General features: G+C 44.7%; 10 protein-coding genes. 9 read left to right on the top strand and 1 reads right to left on the bottom strand.

The features are described 5' to 3' along the window. Positions 1 to 310 precede the first annotated feature (310 nt). Positions 311 to 928 carry a L,D-transpeptidase gene (locus tag G632_RS0108425; RefSeq protein ID WP_022768583.1) on the bottom strand — a complete coding sequence of 206 codons (618 nt, stop codon included), beginning with the start codon at positions 926 to 928 and terminating at the stop codon, positions 311 to 313. 224 nt (positions 929 to 1,152) lie between these two features. On the opposite strand from G632_RS0108425, the gene G632_RS21135 reads away from it, so the two are divergent. The 9 genes from G632_RS21135 (at position 1,153) to G632_RS0108380 (ending at position 12,338) form a co-directional block, all read left to right on the top strand. After that, positions 1,153 to 3,312: an HD domain-containing phosphohydrolase gene (locus G632_RS21135; RefSeq protein ID WP_022768582.1), complete on the top strand. Its 2,160-nt coding sequence runs from the start codon at positions 1,153 to 1,155 to the stop codon at positions 3,310 to 3,312. Beyond that, positions 3,305 to 4,708, top strand: a complete 1,404-nt coding sequence (locus G632_RS0108415) for an NAD(P)/FAD-dependent oxidoreductase (RefSeq protein ID WP_022768581.1) — start codon at positions 3,305 to 3,307, stop codon at positions 4,706 to 4,708. Before G632_RS21135 ends, G632_RS0108415 begins: the two co-directional genes overlap by 8 nt. Beyond that, a complete protein-coding gene (locus tag G632_RS0108410; protein ID WP_026512478.1) occupies positions 4,705 to 5,751 on the top strand; it encodes a peptidylprolyl isomerase in 1,047 nt (348 codons plus the stop codon). The genes G632_RS0108415 and G632_RS0108410 overlap by 4 nt, the downstream gene beginning before the upstream one ends. A 228-nt stretch (positions 5,752 to 5,979) precedes the next feature. Then, positions 5,980 to 6,510: a hypothetical protein gene (locus G632_RS0108405; protein ID WP_022768579.1), complete on the top strand. Its 531-nt coding sequence runs from the start codon at positions 5,980 to 5,982 to the stop codon at positions 6,508 to 6,510. 31 nt (positions 6,511 to 6,541) lie between these two features. Next, positions 6,542 to 7,897, top strand: a complete 1,356-nt coding sequence (locus tag G632_RS0108400) for an ABC transporter substrate-binding protein (RefSeq protein WP_022768578.1) — start codon at positions 6,542 to 6,544, stop codon at positions 7,895 to 7,897. A 77-nt stretch (positions 7,898 to 7,974) separates the two neighbouring features. Then, the gene (locus tag G632_RS0108395; RefSeq protein WP_022768577.1) at positions 7,975 to 8,862 is read left to right on the top strand and encodes a carbohydrate ABC transporter permease; all 888 of its coding nucleotides are present in this window, start codon (positions 7,975 to 7,977) and stop codon (positions 8,860 to 8,862) included. Positions 8,863 to 8,865: 3 nt separating this feature from the next. Next, positions 8,866 to 9,723 carry a carbohydrate ABC transporter permease gene (locus G632_RS0108390; RefSeq protein ID WP_022768576.1) on the top strand — a complete coding sequence of 286 codons (858 nt, stop codon included), beginning with the start codon at positions 8,866 to 8,868 and terminating at the stop codon, positions 9,721 to 9,723. 114 nt (positions 9,724 to 9,837) lie between these two features. After that, entirely contained in the window at positions 9,838 to 11,580 is a 1,743-nt protein-coding gene (locus tag G632_RS0108385) for a cache domain-containing sensor histidine kinase (protein ID WP_022768575.1), read from the top strand. After that, on the top strand, positions 11,580 to 12,338 hold the full coding sequence (locus G632_RS0108380; protein ID WP_022768574.1) for a response regulator transcription factor: 759 nt from the start codon (positions 11,580 to 11,582) through the stop codon (positions 12,336 to 12,338). The genes G632_RS0108385 and G632_RS0108380 overlap by 1 nt, the downstream gene beginning before the upstream one ends. The last annotated feature ends 142 nt before the right edge of the window (positions 12,339 to 12,480 follow it).

Genomic DNA, 12,480 nt, shown 5'->3' with positions numbered 1-12,480 from the left:
ATTCTTCATAACTGTGCTCCTCTTTCTGTCATTCATTTGCTAAATCTTGATTTATTTTCACCTGCAACATTAAATATATCGGGTTAAATTTGATATATATTATGTTAAAAGTGTAAATTTTAATCAATTTAGCTGATGGATATTATCATAGCACAATTATGTACAATTACATCATGGTGAAATTAATCACTTTTCTTGATATATTTTAATGAAATGAGTCAAAGTGAAACGTCCCCGGTGTCTCAAAATGAGTCAAAGTGAAACGTCCCCGGTGTCTCATTATGAGACAACGGGGACGTTTCACTTTGACTCATTCATCTTTATGAACTATTACGACAGTTCCGACAGTGACTATATTAAAGAGCTCCTCTGCCTTGTCGTGTGGCAGGTTTACGCATCCGTGTGAGCCGTTTGTCTTGTAAATGTTTCCACCGAACTTCCTCCTCCAGGTGGCGTCATGCAGTCCACAGCCGCCTCTTGAAAACGGCATCCAGTAGTCAACCCAGTTGTGCCAGGTAGGACCGGTCAGATAGGTTCCGGCGACGTGGCCATACACTGCGAAAACTCCGGTGGGAGTGCTTCTTTGTTTGCTGACATCGCCTGATACACAGTCGCTTTCCCAGACAGGTGCGCCATCCAGAATGTAGATTACATGCTGGGTTGTGAGGTTGACGTCAATATAAGTGTTAAGCGGGGTTCCGGCTGCTTCCTCCGCAGCGTTCTGAAATCTCCCTTCACCGATCCCGAAGGTCAGATAATGATTTATCAGAGCCGGCTGGCTTGTTCCTACAGCTGCTGCCACATCCGGGTATCTCTCGGCGTAGTAGACGGGATCAAACCCGCTTGCCATAGCCTGCATCGGGAAAAGAATGATCGCAATCGCCGCCAATATACAGCTCAGAGCCATGCAAAAGAGTCTTTTCTTCATTGTTCATGCTCCTGTTGAATAAACGAAAAATTAAGCAAGTCAATTATTCATCAAAAAGTAATCGCTGTGCCGTACTAAAATTATAGCGCATTTAATATAAAAAATGTATAAATATTGGCTGTTTGAGGGATGCCTGACCTTTTCCGGCACCATAGAAAAAAAACGCCAAATTTGCTATAATCAGAGGTGACCGGTTTTGCGCAGCAGGTCAGGGGAGGAACACTTTGGATATCATCAGAAAACAGGAAACAAGGTCAGGGTTTGAAAAGTTTATTACCATGCTGGCCCTGATAATAGTGTGTATTCTAATTAACAGCGGCGGAGCACTTATATGTAACAGCTTAGGGCTTCCCTTGTACCTTGATCTTATTGGTACAATGATAGCTGCAATGCTTGGCGGATATATACCGGGCATAATTGTGGGCCTTATGGGGCCGGTTCTGACGACCATAACCTCGGACCCTATGGCTATTTCATATGGAGCTTTAAATGTTTCTGTGGCAATAGTCACTGCATTTTTCTACGACCGCGATTGGACTAAAAAGATACAGGGCATAATTTCCATGATCGTCATTGATGCGATCATCGGTGGCGTTTTAGGTGCACTTATCACCTGGTATCTCTACGGCTTTGGAGCGGAAGATACTTCTTCGGGCCTGGTTGCATTCATCCATAATCTTGGTATTTTTTCAGCTTTTACTTCAGAACTTATAGCAGACTTTCTTATTGATCTGGTTGATAAGGTCATCAGTGTGTCTTTTGCCCTTATAGTAGTGCAGATACTGCCTCGCAAATTCAGGGAGCGCTTCCATATTCATGCCTGGAAGCAGGCGCCTCTTACTTCCGAGATTGTAAAAGAGTTCCGCAAAAAGAAGAGCAGACAGATGTCTCTGAGGCTAAAGCTGGTATCCCTGATTACCGTGGCATCGTTCCTTATCGGTGCATCAGCTATGGCCATCAGCTACTACATCTACTACAACAGCCTTGTAGACAGAGAGACTGAGCTTGCAGAGGTCATTGCCAAAAGAGCTGCTTCCTTCGTTGACGGAGATCGCATAGATGAGTTCATTGAAAAGGGCGAGTCAGCAGAAGGCTACAACGAGATATATAAAGAGCTTGAGGAGATACTTACAACTTCCGATGACATAGTTCAGTATGTCTATGTCTACAAGATAATGGAAGATGGCTGTCATGTCGTGTTTGACATTGATACTGAAGATGTGCTCGGAGGAGAACCGGGAGATGTAGTGGGATTTAAAGAGACCATCGGAGAGTACAGGACAGGTCTTTCTGAGGCAGAAGAGGTTGAGCCTATAGTTGTCAATGACAAGTTTGGCTGGGTCCTTACAGTCTTTGAACCCGTAATGAATTCTGCCGGTAAAGTCGCTGCCCATGCAGGTGTCGACATTTCCATGCACCAGATCATGATGCAGGCAAGGAGCTTCAGAGTCAGGATAATCTCTCTTTTCTTCGGTATCTTTGCCTTTATCCTTGCTGTGAGCCTGTACTTTGTTGAGTACCAGATGATCCTTCCGCTGAATACTATGGCATATACAGCTTCTATCTTTACGCAGGACAGGGATGAGTCCCTCCATGACACGGTTGAGCTCTTTAACAAGATCGACATCGAAACCGGTGATGAAACAGAGAACCTCTATCTGGCGTTCTCTGAGATGACAGAAGATAACCTGAACTATCTGGAGGATATAAAGCACAAAAACGAGACCATCAGTATCATGCAAAACGCGCTGATCATGGTGCTTGCGGACATGGTAGAGAGCAGAGACCAGAACACCGGTGAGCATGTTAAAAAGACTGCCCGTTACACCGGTATCATCATGGATGAGCTTAAGAAAGAGGGAATCTATTGTGACATGCTGACGGATAAATTTGTGTCAGATGTCATTAAATCCGCGCCTCTTCATGATATCGGCAAGATCAAGGTCTCCGACAGGATCCTCAATAAGCCATCAAGACTTGATGATGAAGAGTACAAGAAGATGAAGGATCACACTCTTGCAGGAGCTGATATAATAGACCAGGTTATTGAAAAGGTTCCTGATTCCGATTATCTCAAGGAAGCAAGGAATCTGGCGCTGTACCATCACGAGAGATGGGACGGCAAAGGCTATCCGATGGGACTTTCAGGGGAGGATATTCCTCTCTCTGCCAGGATAATGGCAGTTGCGGATGTCTTTGACGCACTGGCTTCAGACAGGTGTTACAAAAAGGCATTTTCAATTGAGGAGTCCATGGATATAATATTGGAGGGCTCCGGAACACACTTTGACCCCAACATCGCCCTGGCTTTTTCAAATGCCAGAGATGAGGTAAGAAAAGTGATAGAGAGCACCAGAAATCAAAAAAGGAGTATTTATGACTAAGAATTATGATGTAGTAATTATCGGCGCAGGCCCCGGCGGAATCTTCTGTGCCTACGAACTTATGGAGAAAAGGCCTGACCTTAAGGTTCTCATAGTTGAGAAGGGCCGTTCGATAGAGAAAAGAAATTGTCCCAAGCGTGTGACCAAGACCTGTGCAGGCTGTAAGCCCTGCTCCATCACAACAGGTTTTGCTGGAGCCGGAGCATTTTCAGACGGTAAGCTATCTCTTTCACCAGATGTAGGAGGAAATCTTCCCGAGATCCTCGGTTATGACAAGGCCACAGATCTCATCCACGAGTCGGACGAGATCTATCTTAAGTTTGGCGCAGACAAAAATGTCTACGGTATCGACAAGGAAGCAGAGCTTCGCGAGATCAGAAGAAAAGCTATCGGAGCAAATCTTAAGCTCGTTGAATGCCCCATCAGACATCTCGGAACAGAGGAAGGCTACAAAATCTACTCAAGACTTCAGGAGCATATCCTGAAGCAGGGCGTAGATATCGAGTTTAACACTATGGTGACAGACATCGTTGTCGAGGATGGAAGAGCCACAGCTATTACCACCGACAAGGGTGATACCTTTACTGCAAAAGAGATCGTCAGCGCCGTTGGACGTGAAGGAGCAGACTGGTTTAAAGACAAGTGCGAGGAGATCGGTATTGAGACAAGCCCCGGCACTGTTGATGTGGGCGTAAGAGTAGAAGTCAGGGATGAGGTAATGCAGTTCCTTAACGAAAACCTCTACGAGGCTAAGCTCATTTACCACACACCTACCTTTGACGACAAGGTAAGAACCTTCTGTACAAACCCTTCAGGCGAAGTTGCCACTGAGTACTACGAGGGCGGACTTGCTGTTGTAAACGGTCACGCTTATAAGGGAAAAGAGTTTAAGACAAACAATACAAACTTTGCACTTCTTGTGTCCAAGAACTTTACCAAGCCTTTCAAGACACCTATTGAGTACGGCAAGAAGATAGCAGAGCTCTCGAACATGCTCTGTGGAGGCAAGATCCTGGTTCAGACCTACGGCGATTTCAAGCGCGGCAGAAGAACCACAGAGGAGAGACTTTGCAGAAATAATCTGATACCTACACTTAAGGATGCTGTTCCCGGCGATCTTTCGCTGGTATTCCCTCACAGGATCATGGTTGACCTCGATGAGATGATACAAGCACTTGATAAGGTAACTCCGGGTATTGCTTCTGATGAGACACTGCTCTACGGCGTAGAGGTTAAGTTCTACTCCAACAAGGTTATAGTAAACAAGGACTTTGAGACCAGCATTAAGGGCCTTAGGGCTATCGGAGACGGCGCGGGAGTTACAAGAGGACTTCAGCAGGCCAGCGCCAACGGACTCTCTGTTGCCCGCAGCATGATAAAGGCACTTGAATCATGAAAAAACGACTAACGGCAGCAGCTCTTTTGCTAATGCTAATACTGTCAGGGTGCTCGGCATCCCTCCCATATAACAAAGTGGTATTTACCACCGGCTTTGAGAAGGATGAAGTCTTTCGGATCGAGGATTCAACCTGCTCTTTGGCTGAGGCATATGTCTACCTTGTGGGAACCCAGTCAGGTTATGAGAATACCTTCGGAAAAGACATCTGGATGGCCCAGACAGACTCGGGCACAGTCGAGGAGAGGTTAAAAGAGTCAGTACTTGCCAAGATTGCTCAGATAAAGGTCATGAATCTTCTGGCAAGAGAAAATGAGATCACACTTGATGAGTCCGAAGAACAGCTCGTTTCGGCAGCAGCGCAGGAATATTTCGAACAGCTCTCCGACGCTGACAAAGAGGCCATGAACGGCGTTGCCTATGAAGATATTGAGGGCATAATAAGAGAACAGGCAATAGCGGATAAGCTCTACGATTACATTATAAGAGACATCAACCCCGAGATTTCTGATGATGAAGCCAGAACCATAACCGTTGAACAGATTCTGATAAAGACCTATTCCCTGGATAGCGAAGGAAACAAGGTTCCCTTCAGCGATGGTGAGAAGGATGCTGCTTACAGAAGATGCAGAGAGGTTTTCAAGAACCTGTTAAACGGTGGAAGCTTTGAAGAGCTTATGGCCCAGTACAACGAGGCGGATGAAGGCACAATCTCTTTTGGCAAAGGCGAAAAAGATGCTGAATTCGAGACAGCAGCCTTTAATCTCGGAACGGAGCAGACGAGCGAGATCATAGAAACAGAAGACGGCTATGTGATACTTAAGTGTATCAGCACCTTCAACCGCGAGGAGACCGAAGCCAACAAGGTAAAGATCGTGGCAGAGAGAAAAAGGGAGGTTTTCGGAGCTCAGTACGATGCCTTTGTGGCAACTCTTACCAAGCAGCTCAATGAAAAGCTCTGGGACAGCGTTAAACTCATCGAGGATGAGAACGTTACTGCTACGGGGTTCATGGAAGTCTACGAGAAATATTTCAACTCATAAGCAGATTTTTTACTTTTATCCGTCATAATTTACAACGGTTTAGCACTTGTGTAAAAACAAGTGCTTTTCTTTTTGTCTAAAATGCATAAAATTTGCAAACAAACAATTAACTTTCTGTTAAAGAAGTAAAAAATGTGCTTGTTGAGGTAAAAGAAATCCATTCTATCAGACAACTCGATTGGATATAGTTAAGTTGTAGTAAGTTTTACTGAAACGGGGAATAAGAGTATGAAAAAATTAAGAGTATATAGTTTAGCAATTGCAATGCTGTTTGTTCTTACCGTACTTGGAGGATGTGGAAGTAAAACTGAAAAATGGGCTTATATCCATGAGCCAATGGAAGCTGTCATTGCTCTCTCAGAAGATGGTAAGGCTACTTACAAGGGGAATGAGTACACTTACACCAAGGATGATACCTATATAACCCTCACGGATGAGAACGGAGAGCAGCAGCGTATCCGCTACGAGATGGACGGAGAGAAGATGCTTCTGTATGAGGAGTCCACCTACACAAGGAGCGGTACAGGTGACGGAATTGTCGGAAACTGGCTCCAGTCAAACGGCTGGTCCTATGTGTTTACGGACAAAGGGGAGTTTAGTGAGGAGAACATTTTCTACGGACACTATACCATTGATGAGGACAAATCCAGGATCAAGCTTATGTATAATGACCCGATGGAGGATGCGTATCTTTATTACACCTTAAACGGTGACAAACTTACGGTTGCTTACCCATGGCCAATGGTCAGGGTTCAATAAAATAATACTTACAACAAAGGAGAGGTGTGTTATGAAAATGAAGCGAATTGTTTCAACCTTGTTGGCGGGAGTTATGGCTATGTCTCTCGTCGCATGTGGCGGATCTTCTGCACCTGCAGAAACCGCACCTGCTGAGCCTGCAGCAACAACCGCAGAGCCCGCAGCTGAGCCGGCAGCAGAGCCTGCTGCAGTAGAGAATACCGACTCTTCAGAGCCTATTTCTCTTACAATGTGGTGTATCGCAACTGAGAGTGATTCAAACCGTCACGCTTATGAAGCAGCTATAGCTGATATGCAGGCTAAATATCCTGATATCAACTTCACATGGGAAGCTTTTGAGAACCAGTCTTACAAGACAAAGATCAAAGCTGCTGTATCTGCTAACGAGATGCCTGATATCTTCTTCACATGGTCATGTGCATTCCTTGGTGACTTCGTTGATGCAGGTAAGGTTTACTGCCTCGATGATGCTTATCAGAACTGGAAGAGCGAACTTCCTGAGAACATGCTTGGCAACACAACTTATGATGGCAAGCACTACGGCGTTCCTACAACAATGAACATCGTTGGTCTTTTTGCTAACATGGAGCTCCTTGAGCAGGTTGGCTACACAGAGATCCCCGGAACATATGATGAGTTTATCGCATGCTGCGACAAGCTTAAAGCAGCCGGAATCATTCCTTTCGGATGTGCAGGAAAAGAGACATGGTGTGTAACTGAGTATCTTGAGTCTGTTATCGAGAAGAGCGCAGGCGCTGACACACTTAATGACATCTTCCTCGGAAGAGCAACATGGGATAATCAGGACGTTACAGACGCTGTTGATACATTCCAGAAGCTTGTAACAGATGGTTACTTCGATCCTTCAGGAATCGGCCTTACAAACGACGAAGTTAAGAACAACTTCATGGCTGGCAAGTATGCATTCTACATGAACGGAACATGGAACTGTGCAGACTTCGCAGCAAACGAAGAGTTCTTCCCTAAGGTAAAGGTTGGTGAGTTCCCTGTAATCAACGCTGACAAGGCTAAACTTGGACAGCTCATCGGTGGACCTTCAGATACACTTGCAGTAGCAGCTTCTTCACCTAACGCTGCAGCAGCTGCTGACTATGCTTTCGAGCTTGGTAAGCTTATCTGCCACTATGGCTACCTTGATGGATGTGGACTTCCTGCATGGACACCTTACGGTGACACAAGCAGCGTAAACGGACTTACACAGACTGTATCAGAGATCTGCAGCAAGGCTGACAGCTTCGTACTCTTTGGTGATACAGCTATGTCTGCTGACGATGCAAATACATATCTTTCATATGTTGATCAGGTTTATGGATGCCAGGTTGACGGAAAAGCATTTACTGACGGTCTTGCAAAAGACATTAGGTAATATTTAACATTACATCGGTCCTTCCTGCGTTTCTTTGGGAATACAGAAAGGACCGATTTTTTTGGAAGGTTGCTTGTATGAATAAAAAAACTGCGGATATACAAAAAGGGATTACCATATTTTTGTTTCTTCTCCCTGCATTACTGCTATTTGTGAGCATTCTGATCGCACCTATCGCTGTGTCTGTTTACAGAAGTATGTATGACTGGAACGGTTTCTCGGAAGGAACTTTTATCGGGTTTAACAACTACATCGAATTATTTACAAACGGATCTATCAAGTTCATGACAGGTCTTAAGAACTCACTTATACTGGCTTTCTTTTCAGTATTTGTTCAGCTGCCGTTTTCTCTTTTCCTGGCACTTCTTCTTGGAAGACGCCCAAAGAAAGAGAGATTCTTTCTGTCAGTATTTTTTATGCCTGTACTGATTTCAACTGTGGTAATTGGCCAACTTTGGCTTAAGATATATAACCCTGATTACGGTCTTTTAAACAGATTCCTTGATGCTGTTAATCTTGGAAGTTGGAAGCACGTATGGGTTGGTGAAGTAAAAACTGCTCTTGGAGCGATCATAGTTCCTACTATCTGGCAGTATATCGGATACCATATGCTCCTTATGTACGCCGGAGTAAAAGGAGTATCCACTGACCTCAGGGAAGCAGCAATGCTTGACGGAGCATCACCTTGGCAGGTTGACAGGTACATCGTTATTCCTATCATCAAGCCTATCATCAGAGTAAGCGTTATCTTCGCGGTTACCGGTTCACTTAAGACCTACGACCTTGTAAGGATCCTGACAGAGGGCGGACCATTCCAGACCACTGAAGTTCCGAGTACTCTTCTTGAGAACATGCTGTTCCTTAGGAACAGATACGGAATGGGAAGTACCATTTCTGTAATGCTTATTTTGCTCTGCTTTGCATTTGCACTGGCGATAACAGCAATATTTAGGGAGAGGGACTAAACAATGGGGAACACTAATTCAGATATAATCAAAAAAACTAATCCGGCCGCCAAAGTCCTGATGTACATTTTCCTTGGGGTCTGGGCGCTGATAAATCTCTTCCCTATTTACTTCATGTTCACTTTCTCGCTTAAGTCAAACGAAGAGATTTTCGGAGCAAACATTGTCGGACTTCCGAGGGAATGGCTCTGGACCAACTACACCAGAGCACTTGGCACCGGCAACATGCTTCTTTACTTTTTTAACAGCTTACTTGTAACAACACTTGCCATTGCGATTTCTCTTTTCGCAGCAATGATGGCAACCTATGCGATAACAAGAATCAGCTGGAAACTCAATAAGCTCACCAACGCATTCTTTATGCTGGGACTTACCATTCCGATCCAGGCTTCGATCGTTCCTGTTTATGTAGTACTTTCAAAGCTTCACTGGCTCAATAAGTATTCAACACTTATTGTTCCTTACTCTGCATTTGCTCTGTCAATGTCAATCCTTATCTGTACAGGATTCATGGTAGAGATACCCTATGCTTTGGACGAAGCTGCAAGGATAGACGGATGTTCTCTTACGGGAACGTTCTTCAGGATCATTCTTCCTCTTATGAAGCCTGCAGTATCAACGGTTGGTGTCTACTCATACCTTCAGTGCTGGAATGAGTTCATGTTTGCCAATGTATTTATTTCAGACTCACAGCACAGAACACTTCCTGTTGGTATCAAAGCTCTTTCCGGAGCCTATACCACAGACTGGGGCCCGATTGGTGCGGCGCTCTGTATAGCTACATTCCCTACACTGATCTTTTACTTATTCTTAAGTGGCAAGATTCAGGAGAGTTTCATTGCCGGAGCGGTAAAGGGATAAAGGATAAGATTATTAGCAGACCTGTCACCGGGGCTCGTGGGCCCGGGCGGCAGGTTTCTTTAATATTAAAAACATGGTATCTTATATTTTATGAAGGAAAAAAATCAGGAAAAAATGAATACTTCCTTATCTAACAAACTTAAACAGCTGATCCTCGGAATCGGCCTGGTTGTTACGGTTGTCTTTTTGGTGTCCATCTATTTCATCACTGAAAGTGAAAAAAAGAATTACGGAATGAGAGAGTCCGAGAAAGTCCTGCGTACTCTGTCAAGCAATATATCCAGTGATATAGCAAGGTATTCTGAACTCTCGAGACTTATAATGACTGAGGACAGGGTGGTAACGTTCCTCAGGGCAGACTCGGACATAGTGGATATCAGTATGATAAATGATGCCAGATACGGCGTCATGGATATCCTCAATGTCACTGAAGGTGTGGACACGGTCATGGTCTTCAGGGAAGATATGATCATGTTTGCCACCAACAGATTTACCTACGAATATGACTACGAGCGTATGACTTCAGATACGTGGAGAAAAGACATATATGAGGGCAAGGGAAAGGCTGTTGTATCCCTAAACTCAAACCACATCGCCAGAAAGCTTGGAAACAAGCCGATGGTAACCATTGCCAGAGCTATCTATGACCTGGATTCCCAGCAAAGGACCGGTCTTATGATGATGAATATTTCTTCCACCATCTTTAACAGGATGCTGGGAGATCTTAGATATACCGATATCTGTATCATGGGAAGCGACGGCTCATTTCTTGCCGGCAACAGAAATCTTGCGCCTTACTACGACAGCTCTTTTATCTCAAAAGACATTGTCCATAAGGATATAACAATAGAAGGCGAAAAGGGACTTGCTTCCGGCTGCAGAGTTGGAAATATGCCTATTGTTTTGCTTAAGGTTTCTACTTACGGCAACGAGGTGGTGCCTTTTACCGCGATAAACGTCCTGATATTTATGCTTGCCATATTTGTTGTACTGGCGCTCTTTACAGGCTCTTTTATCAGCAGGAACATAACCGATCCGGTGTTCAAGCTCTCCTCTGCAATGGAGAAAAACAGAGCATCGGGTGAGCTGAAAAAGATCGACGTTGAGGTCAGCAGCAGCGAGTTTGACATGCTTGAGGGCGACTACAATAACATGATCGACCACGTTAACGAGCTGATCGACAGACTTATGGAGAAAGAAAAGACTCTTCAGAGGGCCGAGATGCGTGTGCTTCAGGAGCAGATAAAACCGCATTTCCTCTACAACTCCATCGAGACCATAGGCTACATGGCGCTGGATGCGGGAGCTGACAAGGTTCATGACGCGCTGGAGACCATGGGAAGCTTCTACCGCAACTTCCTTAGTAAGGGTGGCAGAGATATTCCGTTCTCAAGGGAGATTAAGATTGTACAGGACTACCTGTCCCTGCAAAAACTCAGATATGGGGATATAATAGAAGATGAATATGATATTCCCGAGGAGACAGAGAACTTTATTATTCCTAAGCTTATCCTTCAGCCACTGGTTGAAAACAGTATCTACCACGGCATCAGATTAAAAGGCGAGAAGGGTCTTATCAGTATTTCGGCCTACATCGATGAGATCGAGGGCGAAGAGTATCCCGAGAGGGAGCTTCACATTATCGTCAATGATACCGGTGTTGGAATGGACCAGGATAAGATCGACAAGATCCTCTCTGCGGATGAGAAGGACAGGCCCAAGGAGGCTGATGAGAGCTTCGGACTTTGGGGAACAATTCAGAGGATCAGAATGTACACGGGCAAGAAAGACTGCGTTAAAATAGAAAGTGAACCCGGTGAGTACACCAGAATTGAAATAACCATTGGAGCAAAATGATGAACAGAGCACTGAGAGTAATGATAATAGATGATGAGGAATCCGCAAGAAAGCTGATGCGAGCGGCCATTGACTGGGAGAGCCTCGGAATGGAGGTTGTGGGAGAAGCAGCCAGCGGAATCGAGGCCATCAATATCATTGACGACCTTCGCCCGGATATTGCCTTTGTTGACATCTCCATGCCCTTTATGGATGGAATCGAGTTCACGGAAGTTGCTACTGCGCGTTACCCTAAGCTCATTATCATCATCATGACCGCCATCGATAAGTTCGAGTATGCCAGAAAGTGCGTAAGCCTTCCGGTATTCGACTACATGTTAAAGCCCATGGTAAGGGCTGAGATCACACCGGTTTTAGAGAGAGCGGCGGAGAAGCTCAAGAAGGAAAAAGACTACTGGGAAGAGCAGAAGGCAGATGAAGAGGGCGGATCATCCGAAGAGAGCTCCACGGATCTGATAACCAGGTATCTTGAGGAGAACTTCACGGACAAGGAATTAAACCTTGCGTTTATAGCCCAGCACTTCGGCTTCTCGGCAAGCTATTTATCAAGAAAGTTTAAGGCAGATACGGGTAAAAAGTTTGTTGAATATCTTACGGACCTTCGAATGAAAAAGGCCATGGAGATAGCAAAAGGAAATGTAAAGATGTATCAGGCTGCTGCAGAAGTGGGAATTCCCGATCCCAACTATTTCAGTCGCTGTTTTAAGAAATATACCGGAATGAGCTATTCCGACTATGTTGCAGAACACGTTAAATGATAAGAAATACATTTGTTAGCACTCGCCACTGGTGAGTGCTAAATTTTTGTTGACTTTTGGTTGTGGGGGTCTTAAACTATTTTCTGTACGATGATAGATGTACATTTTTTGCCCTGATGGGTGAATGCAATACATAGAAAAG

Source organism: Butyrivibrio sp. NC2007, from assembly GCF_000421405.1.
Lineage (GTDB): Bacteria > Bacillota > Clostridia > Lachnospirales > Lachnospiraceae > Butyrivibrio.
The sequence above is the reverse complement of the archived record's forward strand: the minus strand, read 5'-3'. Positions and strand labels throughout refer to the sequence as shown.